Raw genomic sequence first — 21,230 nt, forward strand, 5'->3', positions numbered from 1 at the left:
CGCTACTCCATGCCTGGCAAGCCAAAGATTGACCCATCCTCAAACCACTCAATTCCTATACAACGCCTTAATAAACGTAGACGTACTTCCCGACTCTGTACATAGCGCCAGAGCCCTGCGGCGCTCAGTGGATCCAAAACCAGACCAGCGTAAATCCCACCAGCAGGAAGGGCGCAAACGGCAGTTTTTTTGACGGTTCGGGGGCCAGGTGCCCGAGGCAATCCGTAAGCCTTTGACCCATAAGCGGCCAGAGCTTTGGCGCCAGCAACAGCCAGAGCACACTCGTCAGGGCGGCGCCGATAAACGCACCCAATAAATACTCGGCGTCCGAGACCAATGCCAGGGCTGCGAGCAGCTTCACATCCCCGGCGCCGAGACGGCCCAGGGCGTAACCCGGCAAGGTCAACAGCAGCGCCAGCACAAATGCCCACAGGCCTTGGCCGACCGAGGCGCCGAGCCAGGTGCTGCCGGTCCAGAACAGGTAGACCCCGCCCAGCAATGCAACCCCCAGCGTCAGGCGGTTGGCGAGCAATCGCTGCCGCGTGTCCTGCACCGCACACACCACCAACCACACCATCACCACTACACCCTGGATCACGTAAAAAACCTGCCTTTTCGCTGATTGATTCTATGCTGATATCAAGTAGTAGCCGTCAGGGTAGACGCGGTGATGAAAACTAGCCTCCCCCACAAGCAGAAAGGCACAGCCGCGATCGAGTTCGTGGCTGTCTTCGTGATTTTTTTCGCGGTGTTCTACGGCATGGTCAGCTATAGCCTGCCGCTGCTGTTGCTGCAGTCGTTCAACCAGGCCACCGCCGAAGCGGTACGCCTCAGCGTGGGGCTCGACCCGGCGATGCAGGGCTACAGCAGCGCCGTGCAAACCACCGCCAGAAGCGCAATCAGCGACCGCCTGAAGTGGATCCCCAGCGCCTATCACTTCGATGCGGCAACCCATGTCAGCACCACGTTCGTGAATGGCCTGCTGTCGGTACAGATCGACTATCCCTCAGCCAATCTACAGGCGGTGATGCCCTTCATCGTGCTGCCCGGCATTGGCAGCGTGCCGCAGTTGCCGGCGACGCTGCGGGCCCAGTCGAGCTTGCAGTTTTGACTTCGGGGGACACGCTGTTCGGGCGTTTGCTTGGCCGTAGCGCTGCGCTGGCAATCCTACCCGCTGCGCCGCCTTCGGCCGGTTTGCAGGTGCAACTGGATGCGCAGGGCCAGGTGCTCGGTATCAGCGGCACACTGCGCTCACAGCTGGCGCCCCATGCCGAGGCGGCACCGCTGCGAGCCTTGCTGCGCGCCCATAGCGCCCTGGCGGTGGAGGGCGTTCCCGCCGACTGGCAGCGCCATAGCCTTGACCTGGATTTCCAGGGCATCGCCGGGCAGGTGCTGCACACCCGTGCCACCCTCGAGCCGCACGACAATGGATGGCGGCTGCATGCGGTGGATATCGGCGATCTGCTCAGCGGCCGACGACTGGCCGAACAGCGTGAACAGAATCAGCAATTGACCAGTCAGGCCAGCGAGCAATTGCGCGTGTGCAGCCTCAGCCGCTTGCCCGAGGTGTTCAACGACCAACTGTGCAGCGTGGCGCAGCGTTGGCGAATCCCGTGTATCGCCCTGGCGCTTGTTGATCAAGAGGACCAGGCCTGGGTGATCTACAGCCACTACGCCCAACATGACGCGCCGCAGTTGTGGCACACCGGGCAGCGCCTTGGCACGTGCCTGGACAGCCTCGACGGCACCGTTCCCTTGAGCCTGCACGCCACTTACGGTCACGGGGAGCACCCGCGGCTGCACAGCGTGTTCGGCAATGCCAACGGTTTCCTGGTGCCCTACCGCGATGCCCAGGGTGTCGCCGCGTGGCTGTTGTGCGCAGCCTTCAGCGGTGAAGCCGACACACGTGAGCGCGACTGGCTGGACCTCGCCGCCGCCCTCGCCGCCCCGCTGCTCGGCCGTCTGCGTGAACAGCGCCACCATCTGCAACTGGAACGCCAGGAAGCCCTGCAGGGTTTGCTGGGCACCGGCTGGTGGGAATTGCTGCCCGCCGGCGGCGAGATCCAGCTCGCACCGCAGTTGATGCGCAACCTGAGCGGCGAAGAAAGCCCTACCCGTCAACGCTTGGAAACCTGGCTGAACCTCATCCACCCGGCCGATCGCCAGGAACTGCACAGCCGCCTGCACGACTTGCAGACCCTTGGCAAACCCATGCTCGCCAGCGTGCGCCTCAACCGTGGCGACAGCGACCAGCCACCCATCTGGTACCGCGTGCAGGGCCAGGTATTGGGCGCCAGTGAGCAGCGCCGCTGGATCGGCTTCATGCTCGATATCAGCGACGTCAAGAACCAGCAACTGCAAGCCGACGCCGCCCACGCCCGCCTGGACAACCTGATCGCCAGCTCGCCGGCGGTGATCTATGTGCAGCGCTACGTGAAAGGCGCCCTGGAGCCGGTGTTTTTCAGCGACAGCCTGCTGCCGCTGCTGGGCCGCACGCTCGCCGAATGCAGCCACGACAGCCTGGTGCAATGGGTCCACCCGGATGACCGCGACCTGTATTTCCAGCGTACGCGCCAACTGCTGCGCGAAGGCAGTGTGCGCAGCCGCTACCGGGTCCAGGATAAACACGGCGACTACCACTGGCTGCTCGACGAAGCCAAGTTGCTGCGCGACGACCTCGGCCTGCCGGTGGAGGCGGTCGGCCTGTGGCTGGACGTCACCGAGGCGACCCTGGCCGCGCAACAGGTCAAGGACAGCGAGGAACGCTACCGCATCCTCGTGGAAGACTCCCCGGCGATGATCTGCCGCTACCGTCCGGACCTGACCCTGACCTTTGGTAATACGCCCCTGGCCAACTACCTGGAGTGCCTGCCCGGCCAATTGCCGGGGCTGAACCTGGGGCACTGGTTATCGGCCGAGCAACGCGCGGCGTTCGTGCTGCGCATCGAGCAACTGACCCCGGAATTTCCCGTGAGCACGGCGGAAATCAGCCTGCAACTGCCGGGGCGCGAGCATGCCTGGTGGGTATGGTCGGACCGTGGCGTGTTCGACGAACACGGCAATCTGCTCGAAGTGCAGGCCGTGGGCCGCGACAACACCGAAGTGCGGCGCTCGCAACAGCAACTGACGCAAAGCGCGAAAATGGCCACCCTCGGCGAAATGGCCACCGGCCTGGCCCATGAGATCAACCAGCCGCTGAACGTGATGCGCATGGCCATCGTCAACGTACTCAAGCGCCTGGGCAATGGCGACGCGCAGATCGACTACCTGACGGAAAAACTCCAGCGCATTGACGCGCAGGTACAACGCGCGGCGCGGGTGGTGGACCACATGCGCGTATTCGGCCGCCGCTCGGAGGTCGAACAGCAGCCCTTCGACCCGGCGCAGGCGGTGGAAGGCACCCTGTCACTGCTCAGCGAAGGCCTGCGTGGCAAGGGCGTGGAGATCAAACTGACCCAGGCCGATACGCCTGTGCAGGTCACAGGCTACGCCGACCAGCTGGAGCAAGTGCTGATCAACCTGATGGTCAATGCCCGCGATGCGCTATTGAGCCTGAAGGAAAAGCACCCGGACCTGCGCCCATGGATCGCCCTGCACACCGAACACGACAGCCGCCACGTGCGCATCTGGGTCGAAGACAACGGTGGCGGCATTGACCCGCGTTTGCTGGAGCGCATCTTCGAGCCGTTCTTCACCACCAAGCCGATTGGCGTAGGCACCGGGCTGGGCCTGTCGGTGAGCTACGGCATCGTTGAAAACATGGGCGGACGCCTCAGCGTCAGCAACGGCGAACACGGCGCGCGATTCTGCGTGGAGCTGCCCAGGGTCGCCGATGCTTAGATCACCAGATAGGCCTCGCCGGCCTGGCCGCAGCTCAGGTTGGCGCCCACGGTCACGCTTGCCAGGCTGATACCCAAGCTGCTCAACAGGTTATTGAGGATCGGATTGAGCAGCGGGCTCAGCACATTGTTCAACATGGGCGTCACCAGCGTGCTGACGCCGCTGAGCAACGACACCGTGCCGGCGATCACGCTTCCCAAGGGGTTGCTCCCCACCGGTTGATAAGCAGTAATGCCGACGCCATTGAGGGCTGTGGTAAGGCCACTGACCAGGTTGGTGGCCGGTGCGAACGTTTGATAGCTGGGGGCAAGCCCCACATTGGCGGGCATGGCAAAGGGCGTGGTGCTGGAAAACACCAGGTTCTGGATACTGTTGCTGCCCGCAATCGGGCTTTGCACCTTGATCCCGACGCCGCCCCCCGCAAACGGTACGCGAGGGTCGCAACTGCCGATGCCGAGGATCTTATGGCACGTCTTGATGCCGAAATCGATCAAGGCCAACGGCTCCACGGTCATTGGCTGTGTGGATGAAAACGCATTGCTGATATTGCCCACGTTCAGCGAGGCCGCCGAGGTGGTGGTGTAGGCCGTCAAGCTCTTGGTGCCCGCGCCTGCCGCCGGGCAGCTATAGGCGGTGACATAGCTGCTGGCGCCGCCGGCATCCAGCACAATCTTCAGCGGCAAGTTGCCCGGCAGCGCCAGCACATCCAACTGTTGGCAACCGGCGCCCAACAGGCAAAGCGTCGAGTTAATCGTGGTCACCAGGTTCAAGCTCAACAGGCCGCTGAGGACCGGTGTCAGCGGCCCCACCAGGTCATTTACTGCTGTGGTCAAGCCGGACAAACTGCCGAGCACCGGCAAACTCACGGTTATCTGCGTGCGCAGTTGGGCGGTGCGCACATAAATTTTATTCGGGCCCAACGGGTTGGCCGCCGCCAGCATCGGATTGCCGATGGCCGATAACTGCGGCGGCTCCATGACTTTGATCTGCGTGGAGATGTTGGCCAGCCCCAACAGGCTGACGGGCAGCGTCACCGCCGCCGCGCTCTGGTTGCCGGCCAGTTGCACCACGCCCTGGACCAACTGAAAGAGCTGAAGATTGGCATTCAGCGCGGCGGCGGTGATACCCGTCTGCAACTGCAGGATTTTGCCCAGTGTGAGCGGCAACGGATTGTTGAGCGTCGCCCCTTTGATAGCGCCCAGCGCGGTGACTGCATCCAGCGTCAACGGGTCGCTGCCCAGCACGGTGATTGCCGCCTGAACCAATTGCGAGGCGCTCACCGTGGTGCTCAGCAGTTGGGTGTAGTCGCCGGCGGTGACATGCAGGTCGACGGCCAATTGATCGAGGTAACTGAGCATATTGATATTGCTGTTGAGCAGGCCGTTCCAGCCGAGCACGGAAACATTGACCCCACCACCGAGCAGCCCACTGAACACCGCGTTCATCATGCTGGCACTGCCGGTATCAACGTTAACCAACGTGCTCCTGATGCTCAACTGCGCAATCGGCGGGGTGGGTTTGGCCGCCACTGCCGTCGCACTCAACCGGGTATTGAGGCTGACCGAGTTACCCGACATCAGCGACCAGATCCCACCGGCCACGCTGGTGGGCACGGTTTTGCCGACCACCACCTCAATGGCTGACGACAGCGCCGGGTTGGCAGCAAACACCCGTCGGCCGGAAGCCGCCGTGGTTACCGCGCCGCAGCGGGTGACCAAGGTATTACCGCTACCCACAACGAAGTGATTGCGTGCCACACTTTGCGCCGCAAACGCCGCCGCGCTCAAACCCGCCGCACAAGTGCCGCTGCGGCTGACCGCTTCCAGCGCTGCCGTGTCCGCCACTCCCTGCAGCCGGCGCTTCTCCAGATAAAGCCGCCCGCTGTCCACCGCCAGCAAAGTAAACGCCAACACCAGCGCCAACACACCAACGGCCATCAGACCGATAGCGCCACGTTGCTTGCCATGAAATCGGGGAGACATCGAGCACTCCTGTGCCGGCGAGTCGCCGAGCGTTTACGCTCCTGAGGGTATGGATGAGTGTAGACAAGAGTGGCGGCTGGCAAGGGTCAATGTGGAAGGGGGTTGCCGCCGATGAGCCAAGATATCAACTTCGTAGTCTAAAGCCGCCAACGCTAACCACGATGCGAAGCGAGTCGCTCTTGATCTGGCTTTTGATCTTGGTCTAAGGCGCCCCGTCAAACCATGCTGGCTGAACGCAGGAGCGGATATGCCCCCAGCATCCTGGTCGGCCCAGAGGCCGCCATCGGGGGCAAGCCCCCTCCCACATTTGCACCGGGATCGACACAAGATACCGGTCGGCTCTAAGGCCGCCGCGCTTTTGCTTTTGATCTTAGGCGCCCCGTTAAACCACGCTGGCCGAACGCAGGCTTGAATCCGTGGGTAACCCGGCAGGACGCCGGGTTAGCCGCCCCGCGCCATGGATGGCGCGTGGCGGCGGCCCACGGATTCAAGCCTGCGTTCGGGCACACCGAGCCTAAGCGAGGTGCCGAGTGGTGGGGCAAGAGCGTTTTGCTTACTTTTGCGCTTTTCAAAAGTGAGCCGCTGTAAAAGCGGAACCCATAGCAGCCGTTACCGCAGAAACGGATATGTACTCGATCTGATCCAGCATCCTGGTCGGCCCTGAGGCCGTCATCGGGAGCAAGCCCCCTCCCACATTTGGACCGGGATCGACACAAAATCCTGGTCGGCCCGGAGGCCGCCATCGGGGGCAAGCCCCCTCTCACATTTGACCGAGTGAGCCGTTACCGGGGCGGATAGTTGGCAAGTATCCTGGCCACGGTGCTGCGGATGGCATTACTCCGGTCCTGCGGATTCGGCGAACTGGCCATGATCTGCTCATCACTGCCACGCCACACCAACTTACCATCCCTGCCATCGAGCAAATCAATCTGCAGCGTCGCCACCTTGTAAGAGATGCTGCGCGTTTCGTTATACATCGGCGCACCCCAATACCCATTCCACGGCCCGCCCCAGGCACCGCCGTAATTAGTGGTGACCTGTTGCTGACGGTCCTCGACGATCAGATAGGCCTGCACAGACAGCTCGGCCTTGCTACCGGGCCCAGCGGGGCGCAGACCACGCTGGTCAAGCTGCTCGCCCACAGCCTGGCGAATACGCTGCTCGGTCAGGTCGCTCTTGATACGCGGATCATCCGGACGATATTGCAGCGCCGGCTCTTTCCAGGCCCAGTTACGGTAGGCGCCAAAGTCGCGGCTGGCGTCAAAGTCATGGTTGACCTGATTACTCTGGCAACCGCCCAGCAGCAGGACAACGGCAAGCGTAGCGATACGACGAAACATAAGGGTTCTCCGATGATCGGTCCGGCTTCAGTTGAGCATAGCGGTTAACGCGGAGGATACGCCGTCATTGCCTTCTGCACCGCCTGGCGCAACGCATCGGCGCGCTCGCTGAGGCTGCCCTGGCTGCCCGTTTCGGCGCTCGCGCTCCACACCGGCTGGCCGCTGCGGGCGTCGAACAGATTGACGCGCACCACCACGACCTGCACTTCATAGGTACGCACCATCGGCACCGAGTTGTACATGCCGTAGCCATTGCCATAGCGGTTGTAGCCGCCATAACCGTAGCCATAATCGTCCTGAACCTGGCGCAGGCGCTTCTCCAGGCGCACATCGGCGCTGACCAGCAGGTCGGGCGCACGCGTGTCATGCACCGGGCGCAGGCCGCGCTGGTCCAGCGCACCGCTGACAGCTTCGGCCACCTGGGCCGAATCCGCCCAGGCGGTGCCGGCCGGCAACTGGCCGTTGCGCCAGGCCCAATTGCGGTAGGCGCCATAGTCGCGCACCGGCGCCGGGTAAGCGCTGGCATCAAAGGTGGTGGCCGCCTGGGCCGGAGCCGGCGGCATCGGCGCCGACGCGGCCACATAAGGATTGGGGCTCGAGCAGGCGCCCAGCCCAAGGGACAACAGGATCAAACAGAGACGACGCATTTCGACCTCCGCAGACTGGGCTGCTTAAACCGGACGGCACACCCAGTGCAAATAACGCCCAAGTCCGGCAAAGCTTGGGTGACGACGGTGAGCGAGCTCCATCTCCAACAGATCCTGCATCTCGGCGCGCGCCTGGAATTCCACCGGCATATAGTCATGGAACACGCGCACGCCACTTTGGCTTTCGACCTGCCACAGCCCTTCGAGTTGCGCCGCCAATTCCCTTGGGTCCAGCGGCTGTTGCGGCGTGAGGCTCTGCTTTTCGCCGGCCATCTCGTTCTTGCGCATCTTGCGAAAGTGGCCCTTGAGCAGGTTGCGATAGATCAGCGCATCGCGGTTATAGAACGCCAGGGACAACCAACCGCCGGGCAGCGTCAATTGATGCAGCACCGGCAGGATCGCATGGGGTTCGGCCAGCCATTCCAGCACGGCGTGGCACAGCACCAGATCGTAGGGCTCGGTGAGCTGGCCGAGCAAGTCTTGCCAGGGCGCCTGGATGAACGTGGCGCTCTGCCCGGCATCGGCAAAACGCTGGCGCGCGCCGTCGAGCATGGGCGCGGCTGGCTCGGCCAGGGTCACCTGATGGCCACGCTCGGCCAGCCACAACGACATATGCCCCAACCCCGCGCCGATATCCAGCACGCGCAACGGGCGATCCGGCAACGCCTCGGCGAGATCGGCCTGCAACACCGCCAGGCGAATCGCACCCTTGGCACCGCCATAGATTTTCTCGGCGAAGCGCGTGGCCAACTGGTCGAAATGCCGGTCACTCATGGGCAAACCGCCGTTCGCTGTCGGCCAGCTTGGCGCGCACCACTTCGTTCATGTCCAGGCCCAGCTCACTGCACAGCAATAGCAGGTACAGCACGATATCGCCGACTTCCTGGCCGGCATGAGCGAGCTTATCGGCCGGCAATTGGCGCGACTGGTCTTCGGTCAGCCATTGGAAAATCTCGACCAGCTCGGCCATTTCCACACTGGCGGCCATGGCCAGGTTTTTCGGGCTGTGGAATTGCTTCCAGTCGTTGGTATCGCGGATGCGGTGCAGGCGTTCGGTGAGGTGTTCGAGGTTCATTGGGGGCTCCTGAATGGGTATAGCTTCAGGGGGATGGGGAGTGAAGGCAAGTGAATAGCGGTGTTGCCCCCGATGAGCATAGGTATCCACACAACTCTGTAGCGCTCAACCGTAACCACGATGCGAAGCGAGTCGCTCTTGATCTTGATCTGCTTGTGATCTCAGGCGCCCCGTTAAACCACGCTGGCCGAACGCAGGCTTGAATCCGTGGGTAACCCGGCAGGACGCCGGGTTAGCCGCACTGGGCCATGGATGGCCCATTGCGGCGGCCCACGGATTCAAGCCGGAGTGAGGGCACACCGAGCCCAGGCGAGGTGCCGAGTGGTGGGGCAAGAGCGTTTTGCTTACTTTTGCGCTTTTCAAAAGTGAGCCGCTGTAAAAGCGGAACCCATAGCAGCCGTTACCGCAGAAACGGATATGTACTCGGTCCAATCCAACATCCTGGCCAGCCCAGAGGCCCCCGATGAGGCCCTAATCAACAACACTGAACTCAAGCCTGGCAGTCTGCCCGGCCTCATCCAACACACTGAGCTGATAGCGCCCCAACCGCTCGAAACTGGCATTGATGCTGTCCTGATTGGCGCTATCCCCCAACGGCGCACCATTGAGAAACCACCAGCGCCGCCCGCTGCCGCCCAGTGCGGAGATTTTCAGGCGTAGCGCCTGTTGACTGGCAGCGGGCAAACGCAGTTGATCGCCCTCGCGCACGCCCACAATGGACAATGGCGAAGCGGCGGCCAGTGCCGGCGGCGGGCAATCCGGGTCGGCGGCCGGGATGCGTGCTTCACGGCGCTCCACCCTGGGCAGCCAGGGCTCCAGCGGTGCCGGCCACAGGGCGATATGCTTCGGTTCGGCGCCAGGGCAATGGGCGTCCACGCGCAACCCCTTGGCGTTGACCCAGAGGTTTTCCATCAACCCCACGCTCAACGGCTGATCCAGTGCCTGCAACGTCGGCGGCGTGGTGTTATCCAGTGTCCAGGCAAAACGCTGGCGACGACAATTGGGATCGCTGCGACTCATCGGCTGCCCCAGCGGCCAACAGATTGCCGCCACGCCCACATTGGCCGGCACGGCCTTGACGGGCGCGCTGATGCCGCGTTGGCTGTCGCGGTTGGTCAGTACGTCATGCACCTGCAACATCAACGGCGCCGCCGACGCCAGGCCAAACTGCCCCGGCACCGGAGTGCCGTCCGGCCGGCCGATCCAGACGCCGATCAGATAACGCGGGCCGACACCAATCGCCCAGGCATCACGAAAGCCATAGCTGGTGCCGGTCTTCCAGGCCAGCGTCGGGCGTTGCACCAGCTCGGCCCGTGGGTCGCGGTCCGGGCGGGCCTGGCCGCTGAGGATGCGTCGCACGATCCAGGCCGCCCCTGGTGACAGCAATGGGCGCTCGCGCAGCGCGTCATCCGGCTGCAGGCGCAGGGTGGCGCTCTTGCCGTCGCGGGCCAATGCACTGTAGCCGCTGACCAGCTCTTCCAGGCGACTGCCGGCACCGCCCAGGATCAACGCCAGGTTCGGCTCGGCCAGCGCCGGCAACGCCAGCGGCATGCCGCCGATGCGCATCTGCGCGGCAAAGCGTTTCGGCCCGTAGGCTTCCAGCAATTGCACCGCCGGCAGGTTCAGCGAGCTGGACAGCGCCGTACTCGCCGGCACCGCCCCGGTAAAGCCCATGGAGAAATTGCCCGGCCGGTAATCGCCGTAGCGGCGCGGCACGTCCTGCAGCAGGGACTCGGAATGAATCAGGCCGTCGTCCAGGGCCATGCCATAGAGGAAGGGTTTCAAGGTGGAACCGGGCGAGCGCAGCGCGTTGATCATGTCCACATGGCCAAAACGCTTGGCATCATTGATATCCACCGAGCCGAGGTAGGCGCGCACGGCCATGGTTTCCTCCTCCACCACCAGGATCGCCGCCGAGGTATGTTCGGGCAAACGCGCACGCCAGCCCAGCAGCAGGTCTTCGAGGCGACGTTGCAGGGTGGCGTCCACGGTGGTGCGGATCAAGGGCGGGCTGTCCGGCCGGTTCAGGCGCCGCGCGAGCAAGGGGGCCAGGCTCGGTTCCAGGCGCGGCGCGAGCAGCAGCGGTTCTTCCAGGGCTTCATCGACCGCCGATTGCGGCCATACCTGGAACTCGGCGAGGCGGCGCAGCACTTTGTCCCGCGCCTGCTGCGCGCGTTGCGGGTGACGGTCCGGGCGCAGGCGGCTCGGTGCCTGGGGCAATACCGCGAGCAGGGCGGCTTCGGCGTGGGTCAGTTGCGCCGGGGATTTGCCCAGATAGGCCCAACTGGCCGCCGCCACGCCCTGCAGCGTGCCGCCGAAGGGCGCGCGGTTCAGGTACAGGGTGAGGATTTCGTCCTTGGACAGATGCCATTCCAACTGCGCGGTCCGCCAGAGCTGACGCAACTTGCCCTGCAGGGTGCGTGAATGCGGGTCGAGCAAGCGCGCCACCTGCATCGACAAGGTGCTGCCGCCCGACACCACCCGTGCGCCGGTCAGGTTCTGCCACGTCGCCCGCACCAGCGCCAACGGATTGACCCCGGGGTGGCGATAGAACCAACGGTCTTCGTAGGTCAGCACCGCGTCCAGGTAATACGGCGAGACTTCGCGGGTGTGCACCGGATAGCGCCACACGCCATCGGCATCGGCAAAGCGCCACAATGGCGTGCCATCCTCGGCCAGCACCACCCGGGCCAGGTCGTCCTGGGGCAACGGCAAGGGCCAGATACGGTCGGCCAGCCATAGCAGGGCAATGACCAACAACAGGCTCACCAGTGTCCAGCGAGCAACAAAACGCAAATTCAACCGGGCAAACCTCTATGCTTGCAGGGAACTCGCCTGTCGCAACAACGACCAAAGGCACAGTTACGCCCACCTTCTTAATCAGGACACGCACATGCAGGTAGAAAGCTTTTTCGAATGGTTGGGCCAGGCGCTCGGCTCCGTCATCCGCTTTATCGTCGACGGTCTGAGCGGCTTGTTCGGAGCCTTGACCCACGCCGGCGGCAACTTTATCGATGGCTTGTCGCGCACTCTGGGCATGGACACCTCGATCATCAGCATCATCACCCTGATTGTCGGGCTGCTCTTTTTGTACTCGGCGGTACGCGCCTTTATGCGCGCCTCGGTCATTATCGGGATCATCTGGCTGGTGCTGGGCCTGTGGTTGTTGAGCTGGGTTGTGCACTGATCACACTCCCTGTGGGAGGGGGCTTGCCCCCGATAGCGGTAGTTCAGTCAATGCATCGGGTGACTGACACACTGCCATCGGGGGCAAGCCCCCTCCCACATTGATCTCCCTTTCAACTTCAGCAATCAGCGGCCCTTGATCACCATATCTGCCGGGGTTTCGCCCACCGCCTGCCAGTTCGGCCGATACATCGACTCCACCTGGGGCGGCGGCACGCGGTAGGTGCCCGGTGTCACTGCACGTGCCAGGTACAGCAAGTGCGTGGTGGTGCCGTAACCGTCCAGGTTCATCGCCGCCACGTAGCGGTCATCACGAAATTCCTGATGCTTGAGCGACGCGTTCTGCATCGACTCACGCCATTCCTTCACCTGGCTGCTGGCGTTCTCCAGGCTGGCCGCGCTTTGGGCCAGGTTCTGGTTTTCCAGTTCCAGGCCGGCGGGCAGCAGGTCGACCACCAGGGCATCCGGTACGCGTTGCTTGGCGCTGACCGCTAAATGCACCAGCACCAGGTCGCCGCTGTTGAGGCTGCGCAGGTTCAGCGGCTGGCCGTTCATGCCCAGGTATTCACGACGGATGCTCAGGTTTTCACCGCCCGCTGCCGGTGGCACTTGTGGGTAACCGGAAATCGTCAGTTGCTGGTACACCGGCGTGTCCCCCTGATTGCTCAGGCTCAAGTCGCTGGTCAGCAGCTTGTCATCCAGTTGCAGGGTTGATTGCTGGTTGTTCAGTTCACGCACACCGCCACTGCCGGTCAGCGACACTTGCCAGTTCGCCTCTGGCTGGGCGAGCCCGAGCCGCCCGGCGAGGAACAGCGAATTACGCTCCTGGGTCGACAGATACGGGCTGGCCGCCAACTGGTCCGAGAGCGCGAACAGGCGTTCTTCGCGCTTGCCCTTGGCCAGGTCATTTTCTTCCAGCAACGCCAGGATCATCGCCTGATCGCGCAACGGGCTGCCGTAGTCGGCCAGCCATTCCTTGGCGCTGCGCTGCGCGGCCAGGCCGGCGAGCAGCGCCTGGTCCGCACGCGGCTGGTCGCCCATTTTCTGCAGGGCAATGGCCAACTGCACCAGGGGCAAGCCGGAACGCGCATCGCTGCGTCGCTCGAAGATACTGCGCAAGGCCCCCAGCGGCGCCTGCTGACTGCGCGCCAAAACCATGCCGGCGTAGGCCTGCACGGCAAAACGGGTGTGTTCGGCGTTGTCGCTGTAGTCGACTTCGATCAGGTTGCGCTCCTGCACATAGCGCAGCAGACGCTCACTGGCTTTCTTCAGCGCCTCGGCCGGCACTGCAAAACCCTGGTCACGGGCGCGCAGCAGGAAGTCGGTGACATAGGCGGTCAGCCAATATTCTTCCTCGCCGTCGGCGCCCCACAAACCGAAGCTGCCGTTGTAGCGCTGCATGCCCAGCAGGCGTTCGATACCCAGCTCGATCTTGCGTTTACGCTCGGCATCCGGCTCGCCCTTGATGCTCAGGCGTTTAAGCAACGCGTCATCGGCGTAGAGCGATGGGTACAGGCCGCTGGCGGTTTGCTCCAGGCAACCGTAGGGATAGGCCTTGAGCGCGCTGATCTGCGCGCCGAGGTTCAACGGCGGTCGGCTGGACAGGCTCAACAGCGCCTCGCTGCCTGCGCTGTCGAACTGCTCCAGCGTGCCCGCAGGCAAGCTCCACGGCTGGTCCTTGAGTACGGCGCGGTAATGCTTGAGCAACGCAGGGTAGGCAGGGCGTACGCCCAGGGTCCATTCACGGCTGAACGGCGGCAGGTTTTCACCGGGCAGATCCAAACCGTTGACCGTCACCTTGACCTTGCCGTTGCCCAGGCCGCCCCAGGCTTTCACCGGGATACGCAGCGTGGTGCGCTGGCCTTGTTTCAACTCGACGCTGTGCGCGCCGCCGTTGACCAACTGCAACTGCCCTTCGGCGCTCAGTTGCACGTCCAGCTTCTGCGCCTTGCCCGACAGGTTGGACAGGTCCAGCGCCAACGTCGTCTCGTCACCCCCGGCCAGGAAGCGCGGGGCCGACAACTCGGCAATCAGCGGCGCGGCGATCACGGTCTTGGCTTCGGCCATGCCGTAACGGTCATCGCTCCAGGCCTGGGCCATCAGGCGCAACTCGCCGTTGAAATCCGGAATATCGACGCTGACTTCGCCCTCGCCCTGCTCGTTGAGCGTCACCGGTGCGCTTTGCAGGGCGACGATGGTCACGCTGGTGTCCGGGCGCTTGCCGCCCTTGGCCAGTGCCGCATCGCCCCCGAACGCCAGGCTGGCCAGACGGCCCTGGCCGGCTTCGATCAACTGGCCGTAGATGTCGAACTGGTCCACGCCGTAGGCCTTGCGGCCGAACAGGCTGGAGTACGGGTCGGGTGTGGGGTATTCGGTGATATTGAGGATGCCCACGTCCACTGCGGCCACCAGCACATGCACCTGTTTGGGCACACTGCCGTCGGCGTTTTTGGCGGCGATCTTCACCGTCAGCGGCTGTTTGGGGCGCATTTTTTCCGGCACCGTCAGCGTCAGGCCAAGCTTGCGCTGGGTACGGTCCAACGGCAGATGCAGCAGGCCCACCGCGCGTTTGGGGGTGATATTGGCTTTGCGCTCGCCGGGGCGGATCACCAGCGCGCTCACGTACAGGTCATGCCGCGACCACTTCGGGTCGAGCTTCACGGCAAAGCTCTTGCCTTCGGCCGGCACGTCGATTTCCTGCCACCACAGCGGCCCCTCGGCGGACTCAACCAGCAGGTAGCCTTTACCGGCCGCCGGCGGCGTGACGGTGACGTTGGCGGTGTCGCCATCGGCATAGGCGGGTTTATCCAATGCCAGCTTGACCTGATCGGGGCGCACAGCGCCGCCTTCGGTGTTGTCCTGGGCCTGGTAGCCGGCCCAGAAGCGCAGGCTGCTGATCAAGCCGGTCTGCGGGTCTTCGACCTCGACGCGGTAGGGGCCCCACTCCACCTGGAAGCTGACCTTGGCGGTGTCGCCGGCCTTGATGTCGAGGGTTTGTTCGTCAAGGTTGAGGAATTTCTCGTTGTAGTGATAGCTCCAGCCATCATTGTCCGAGTAGTTCCAGTAATAGTCGCGGCGCTCACGCACCAGACGCACCTTGAGGTTCTGCGCGGCAAGTTTCTGGCCGTCCTGGTTGGCCACCAGCACTTCGAATTCCGCCGGGCCGTCGCCGTTGGTTTCAGTGCCGTCAAACAGCCCGCGCAGGCCGGGCAACTGCTCGGCCGGCCAGATCGGCTGTACCAGACGCCGGGTGATCGGCCGCCCGCCCGACTCCTGCAGACTGGCCTGCACGATCAATTGCAGGGGCGACTTGGCCTCGGCCCATTTGCTTTCCAGGGTCAGTTCTTCCTGGCCCTTGGCGTCCAGCGTGCTTTCGTCCAGCTCGAAATCCTGGCTCAGCTCTTCTTCGGTGACCGAGCCGAACTGGTAGCCCGGCAAGCTTTTGACCGCCTCGCGCAGCGGGCGCACATAGACCTGCCCGCTGACCCGGTTGCCCGAGGCCGGCGCGCCGTACAGATAACGGCCATTGACCTGGATGACCGCGTCATCCGCCGGGCTCAGTGGCGTGTCACTGCCCTTGAGCTCCAGCGCCAGGCGCTCGGGCAGGAAGTCTTCGACGAGGAATTCATACAGCTGCGGCTTGCCATCGCCCAGGTCGAATACCAGCTGCCAGCGCCCGGTCGGTGCTTCGCCGGCCAGTTGCAGCGGGTATTGATAGAGACCGGAGGCGTCGGCCTCCCACACGAATTTGCGGCTGACCTGCTCATCGGGGCGCCGCACTTCGACGCTCACCGGCTGCGGCTTGACGGCGTTGCCGTCCTTGTCGCGCAACAGGGCGTTGAGCAGCACGGTTTCACCGGGGCGATACAGGTCACGCGGGCCGAACACAAAGAACTGCAACGGGTGCGACGGCTGCCCACCGATATCGAACTCGGCCAGGTCCAGCGCGGCACTGTCCAGACGCAGCAAACTGGTTTGTTCACCCTGCTTGGCCAGCAACACCTGGGCTTTTTTCGGCAGCGGCAACTCGGCGTGGCCACCGTCTTCGGTCTTGCCCTGGCCGAGTACGCGGCCTTCGGCATCGAGGATTTCCAGTTCGACGCCGTTCAACGCCTTGCCACCTTCCAGCGCCTGGGTAAACACATCCAGGCGATTGGCGTAGCGGTGCACCGACAGGCCGATATCACTCAAGGTAAACAGCGTGGCCGGTTGCGAATAGTTGTAGGTGCCCGAGGCACGCATCACCGCCAGGTACACACCCGGCTGCTGCAATTGCTTGAGGCCGGCGATCGGCAGCAGCAGGGTCTCGCGGGTGTTGCGCGCCGGGTTGAGGTCAAAACGGCCGCCGTAGACCAGGTCGGCCATCGGCAGCAATTCGCGGGATTCGTAACTTTGCAGGCTGGTGTTGCGCCCCCACTGCGCCAGGAACGCCGGCAGGGACTCGGCCTTGATCCGGAAGAATTCAACGTCGATCTTGTCGACGTTCAGCGCGATCACCGGCAGGCCCTCAGCCAGGCGCGTGGGCAACAGCGTGCCACGGCTGGCGAAGCCGACGGTGGCTTGCAGATCGCGGGTTTCCAGGCGAGCGGTGTATTCGGCGGCGAGCAGGTTGTCGTTGACCGCCTTCACCCCGGCATCCACCGTCAGCACCAACTTGCGCTGCGGCTCCAGGTGGCGCAGGCGCAATTCCATCAAGTTATCGGAAAGCTCCCAGGCGCCATCGACCTTGCCCGACTTGCTGTCGACCAAATGGACTTTGTCGGCGAACTTCTGATCCGGGTCCAGGGGAATGGAAAAACTCACCGACAGGGTGCTGGCCCCGTCCAACTGCACCTCGGACACATCCACCACGCTTAACTCACGCCCGGCGTACCGCTGCTTCAACGCCGCCACATCCACCGCCGCCTTGGCCGGCTTGGGCGCCACACTCGCCGCCGGGGCAGAGGGCGCGGACGGTTTATCGGAAGAATCGCAGGCGCTCAGCAGGGCCAGCGCACAGGCCAGGAACAATCCTTTGTTAAGCATGGGGCACTCGTAGTCAGAGGGGACCGGGGAGGTGAACTATATATCAGCGCCGCTCAAGCTGCTGCGCAGCCGATCACATTGACCGACGGAGGGCGGGTTGGTTTCTAAGGGCGCTTGAAACCAAGCCAAATCCCACAGCCACTGAAGATTAAAATGTGGGAGGGGGCTTGCCCCCGATAACGGTACATCAGCAACAAATCAGTTGCCTGACGCATCTACCCAACTCTGTAGCCCCAACCGTAACCACGATGCGAAGCGAGTCGCTTTTGATCTTGATCTCAGGCGCCCCGTTAAACCACGCTGGCCGAACGCAGGCTTGAATCCGTGGGCAACCCGGCAGGACGCCGGGTTAGCCGCCCCGCGCCATGGATGGCGCGTGGCGGCGGCCCACGGATTCAAGCCTGCGTTCGGGCACACCGAGCCTAAGCGAGGTGCCGAGTGGTGGGGCAAGAGCGTTTTGCTTACTTTTGCGCTTTTCAAAAGTGAGCCGCTGTAAAAGCGGAACCCATAGCAGCCGTGACCGCAGAAACGGATATGTACTCGGTCTGATCCAGCATCCTGGTCGGCTCTGAGGCCGCCATCGGGGGCAGCCCCCTCCCACCTTTGGACCGGGATCGACACAACATCCTGGTCGGCCCAGAGGCCGCCATTGGGGGCAAGTCGAATCGTCGCACCGTCCCTCCACATTGGATCTGCCGTGGGGTTAATGGCCGGTTACAATGGCGCTCCACCTAGGAGCCCTCATGACCGCCCTGCTCGCCGACTGGCGCCACCGCCCCACCCATCGCCGTGTCTGGGCCCTGGCCGCGCCGATGATCCTGTCGAATATCTCCGTGCCGCTGGTGGCCCTGGTCGACAGCATGGTCATCGGCCATCTGCCCCACGCCCACCAACTGGGCGCCGTGGCCGTCGGCGCCAGCCTGTATACCTTCCTCGCCTGGGCCATGGGCTTCTTGCGCATGGGCTCCACCGGCTTTGCCGCCCAGGCCGCCGGGCGCAATGACGGCGCGGCATTGCGCCAGGTGCTGCTGCAAGGTCTGCTGCTGGCGCTGGGACTGGCCATGTTGCTGGGCAGCGTGGGCATTCCACTCAGCCACCTGGCGCTCGAGTGGATGCAACCCTCGGCCGAACTGAACCAACTGACCCGGGAATTCTTCCATACGCGCCTGTTCGGCCTGCCCGCCGCCCTTGCCAGCTATGCGCTGGTCGGCTGGTTCCTCGGCACCCAGAACGCCCGTGCGCCGTTGGCGATCCTGCTGACCACCAACCTGGTCAATATCGCGCTGAACCTGTGGTTCGTTCTGGGCCTGGATTGGGGCGTGGTCGGCTCCGCCCGCGCCTCGGTGATTGCCGAGTGGACCGGTGCCCTGCTCGGCCTGGCCCTCACCCAAAAAGCCCTGCGCGCCTACCCTGGGCATATCGCCTGGACCGCGCTCAAGCTGTGGCAAAGCTGGCGCCCATTGCTGGCGGTAAACCGCGACATCTTTATCCGCAGCCTGGCGTTGCAGTCGGTGTTTTTCATGATCACCGTACAGGGCGCGCGGCTGGGGGATGCGACCGTGGCGGCCAATGCGCTGTTGCTCAACGGCCTGCTGCTGACGGCACACGCCCTGGACGGCCTCGCTCACGCTGTCGAGGCCCTGTGCGGCCACGCCATCGGCGCACGTGACCGCCAGGCGTTAAGGCGATCATTGGTGGTTGCCTGTGGTTGGTCGCTGATCGCCAGCGTCGGTTTCGCCCTGCTGTTCACCTTCGGCGGCCACCTGTTTATCGCCATGCAAACAGACATTCCCAGCGTGCGCGAAACCGCCGACCGCTACCTGCCCTACCTTGCGGTATTGCCGTTAATTGCGGTGTGGAGTTATGTGCTCGATGGATTGTTTATCGGCGCCACGCGGGCGCGGGAAATGCGCAATGGGATGTTGCTGACGGTGCTGCTGGTGCTGCCGCTTGCCTGGGCATTGCAGGGGCTGGGCAACCACGGGTTATGGATCACCTTCCTGCTGTTCATGGCGGTGCGCAGTTTGACCCTGTGGGCAATTGCCTGGCGCCTGAATCGGCAATGGCTGTGGCTCGGAGCCAACTGAAAAAACGCAATCCAAATGTGGGAGGGGGCTTGCCCCCGATAGCAGTACATCAGCAACAAATCAGTTGCCTGACACTCCGCTATCGGGGGCAAGCCCCCTCCCACATTTTTTTACGAGGACAGGTAGGAAGAACGGGTCAGGCCCAAGCGCAAGGCGTCCAGGAACTGGGTACGTTCCGACGCGCTGATCTTCGCACTCGCACACTTGTCACGGTAATGCGTCATCAATTCCTCCGGCGACAAGTGCACATAGCGCAGCATGTCTTCGATGGTGTCGTGAGTCTCGATACCGGCGCTGTACACCGAACCGTCTTCACGCTGGTAGATGTTCACCGAGTCGGTGTCACCGAACAGGTTGTGCATATCGCCGAGGATTTCCTGATACGCGCCGACCAGGAAGATGCCCAGCAGGTAGTCTTCGCCCTCGTTCAAGGCATGCACCGGCAGGCTGGTCTCGATGCTCTGCTCGTCGACGTACTGCTTGATCTTGCCGTCGGAGTCGCAGGTCAGGTCTTGCAGCACGGCGCGGCGCAGCGGCTCTTCGTCGAGGCGATGCAGCGGCAGAATCGGCAGTACCTGGCCGATGGCCCAGGTGTCCGGCAGGCTCTGGAATACCGAGAAGTTGCAGATGTACTTGTCGGCCAGCTTGTCGTTGAGTTCGTCCAGCACCTGGCGGTGCGAGCGCTGGCGAGCCTTGAGCGAGTTGTGCAGGCGACGGCACACCGCGAAGTAGCACTGTTCGGCCAGGGCTTTTTCGGCCAGGGTCAGCTTGCCGTCGGCGTACTGGGTAGCCACGTCGCTCATGTAGTGAGTGGCGCGCCAGTAGGTTTCGGTGACCATCTCGATATCGGTAGGGCCCAGCAGGTCCACCAGCCATTGCACGGTTTCCGGCAGGCTTTCCTTGTTTTCGATGGTCGGGATTTCGTCGTTGTGTTTCTCGACGTCGGTCACCTGCACCACCAGCATGGCGTGGTGGGCGGTCAGCGAACGGCCACTCTCGGAGAAGATGTGCGGATGCGGCAGGCTCTGCGCGTCGCAGAACTCCTTGAGCATGCCCACCACCACGCCGGCGTAGTCGTCCATGTCGTAGTTGATCGAGCTGGCGTTGCGCGAGTGGGTACCGTCGTAGTCCACGCCCAGGCCGCCGCCCACGTCGATGTGGTCCACCGGCAGGCCAAGGTTGCGCAGTTCGCCGTAGTAACGAATGGCTTCCTTGAACCCGTGCTGGTAGTCGGCCAGGTTGGCGATCTGCGAACCCATGTGAAAGTGCAGCAGGCGGATGCCCTGGTCCAGGCCGGCCGCGCGGAAACGCTCGACCACCGACAGCAGCTGCGCCGCCGACAGACCGAACTTGGACTTCTCGCCACCGGTGTCCGCCCACTTGCTCGAGGCCAGGGACGACAGGCGCACACGCAAGCCCACCTGCGGCTTGACCTTGAGGCTGGCGGCCTCTTCGATCACCAATTCAACTTCGGATTCTTTCTCGATCACGATAAACACATTGTGGCCGAGCTTCTGGCCCATCAGCGCCAGGCGGATGAATTCACGGTCCTTGTAACCGTTGCAGACAATGGTGCCGCCCTTCGGCGCCAGGGCCAGCACGGCCAGCAGCTCCGGCTTGGAGCCGGCTTCCAGGCCGATGGAGACGTTCTGGGTGGCGATGATGTTCTCGATCACCGCTTCCTGCTGGTTCACCTTGATCGGGTACAGCGCGGTGTACTGGCTCTGGTACTCCAGGCGTTCGATGTTCGAATCGAAGGCACCGGTGAGCTGGCGTACACGGTCTTGCAGGATATCGGGGAAGCGCACCAGCAGCGGCAACGACAGGCCGCTTTTGCGCAGCTCGTCGACTTGCTCGTACAGATCGACAGGCGTGCTGTTCGGACCGTTCGGACGGACTTCTACGCGACCGGCTTCATTGATCGCGAAATAACCGGCCCCCCAATGGCGAATCCCGTAAACACTGCGGCTGTCCGCAACTGTCCATTGGCTGCCATCGTCTTTGCGTGTGCGTCGTACGGACATCGAAGTCCCCTATAAATGAAGGCG

Annotated in this window: 13 protein-coding genes; 4 read left to right on the forward strand and 9 right to left on the reverse strand. The window is 63.4% G+C overall.

The window, feature by feature from the left end; translation table 11 throughout:
• Positions 1 to 124 precede the first annotated feature (124 nt).
• On the reverse strand, positions 125 to 595 hold the full coding sequence (locus tag BFQ00_RS22020) for a prepilin peptidase (protein WP_170827586.1): 471 nt from the start codon (positions 593 to 595) through the stop codon (positions 125 to 127).
• Positions 596 to 670: 75 nt separating this feature from the next.
• On the opposite strand from BFQ00_RS22020, the gene BFQ00_RS22025 reads away from it, so the two are divergent.
• On the forward strand, positions 671 to 1,111 hold the full coding sequence (locus BFQ00_RS22025; protein ID WP_065886479.1) for a TadE family protein: 441 nt from the start codon (positions 671 to 673) through the stop codon (positions 1,109 to 1,111).
• Entirely contained in the window at positions 1,108 to 3,840 is a 2,733-nt protein-coding gene (locus BFQ00_RS22030) for an ATP-binding protein (protein WP_065934755.1), read from the forward strand. Before BFQ00_RS22025 ends, BFQ00_RS22030 begins: the two co-directional genes overlap by 4 nt.
• On the opposite strand, the gene BFQ00_RS22035 is transcribed toward BFQ00_RS22030, so the two are convergent.
• From BFQ00_RS22035 to pbpC, 6 genes are all read right to left on the reverse strand, one after another.
• On the reverse strand, positions 3,837 to 5,822 hold the full coding sequence (locus BFQ00_RS22035) for a pilus assembly protein TadG-related protein (RefSeq protein WP_065934756.1): 1,986 nt from the start codon (positions 5,820 to 5,822) through the stop codon (positions 3,837 to 3,839). The genes BFQ00_RS22030 and BFQ00_RS22035 overlap by 4 nt on opposite strands.
• 782 nt (positions 5,823 to 6,604) lie before the next feature.
• On the reverse strand, positions 6,605 to 7,162 hold the full coding sequence (locus BFQ00_RS22040; protein WP_065894662.1) for a DUF4136 domain-containing protein: 558 nt from the start codon (positions 7,160 to 7,162) through the stop codon (positions 6,605 to 6,607).
• A 44-nt stretch (positions 7,163 to 7,206) separates the two neighbouring features.
• Entirely contained in the window at positions 7,207 to 7,809 is a 603-nt protein-coding gene (locus tag BFQ00_RS22045) for a DUF4136 domain-containing protein (protein ID WP_065886475.1), read from the reverse strand.
• A gap of 24 nt (positions 7,810 to 7,833) precedes the next feature.
• Positions 7,834 to 8,583 (reverse strand): methyltransferase, encoded by a 750-nt coding sequence (locus BFQ00_RS22050; RefSeq protein ID WP_065934757.1) that lies wholly within the window; start codon positions 8,581 to 8,583, stop codon positions 7,834 to 7,836.
• On the reverse strand, positions 8,576 to 8,884 hold the full coding sequence (locus BFQ00_RS22055; protein WP_003188211.1) for a MazG-like family protein: 309 nt from the start codon (positions 8,882 to 8,884) through the stop codon (positions 8,576 to 8,578). The genes BFQ00_RS22050 and BFQ00_RS22055 overlap by 8 nt, the downstream gene beginning before the upstream one ends.
• A 471-nt stretch (positions 8,885 to 9,355) precedes the next feature.
• The gene (pbpC, locus tag BFQ00_RS22060; protein ID WP_065934758.1) at positions 9,356 to 11,686 is read right to left on the reverse strand and encodes a peptidoglycan glycosyltransferase PbpC; all 2,331 of its coding nucleotides are present in this window, start codon (positions 11,684 to 11,686) and stop codon (positions 9,356 to 9,358) included.
• Between the two features lie 91 nt (positions 11,687 to 11,777).
• Here pbpC and BFQ00_RS22065 point away from each other — a divergent pair, with 91 nt between their 5' ends.
• Positions 11,778 to 12,071: a hypothetical protein gene (locus BFQ00_RS22065; protein ID WP_065886472.1), complete on the forward strand. Its 294-nt coding sequence runs from the start codon at positions 11,778 to 11,780 to the stop codon at positions 12,069 to 12,071.
• Between the two features lie 125 nt (positions 12,072 to 12,196).
• Here BFQ00_RS22065 and BFQ00_RS22070 read toward each other — a convergent pair whose 3' ends face one another.
• On the reverse strand, positions 12,197 to 17,095 hold the full coding sequence (locus BFQ00_RS22070) for an alpha-2-macroglobulin family protein (RefSeq protein WP_065934759.1): 4,899 nt from the start codon (positions 17,093 to 17,095) through the stop codon (positions 12,197 to 12,199).
• 743 nt (positions 17,096 to 17,838) lie between these two features.
• Here BFQ00_RS22070 and BFQ00_RS22075 point away from each other — a divergent pair.
• Complete coding sequence (locus tag BFQ00_RS22075) at positions 17,839 to 19,182, forward strand: MATE family efflux transporter (protein ID WP_065934760.1); 1,344 nt, start codon at positions 17,839 to 17,841, stop codon at positions 19,180 to 19,182.
• Between the two features lie 110 nt (positions 19,183 to 19,292).
• Here BFQ00_RS22075 and speA read toward each other — a convergent pair whose 3' ends face one another.
• On the reverse strand, positions 19,293 to 21,206 hold the full coding sequence (speA, locus tag BFQ00_RS22080; RefSeq protein WP_065883466.1) for an arginine decarboxylase: 1,914 nt from the start codon (positions 21,204 to 21,206) through the stop codon (positions 19,293 to 19,295).
• Between the last annotated feature and the right edge of the window lie 24 nt (positions 21,207 to 21,230).

This window comes from Pseudomonas sp. 28 E 9, from assembly GCF_900004785.1.
Taxonomy (GTDB): domain Bacteria; phylum Pseudomonadota; class Gammaproteobacteria; order Pseudomonadales; family Pseudomonadaceae; genus Aquipseudomonas; species Aquipseudomonas orientalis_A.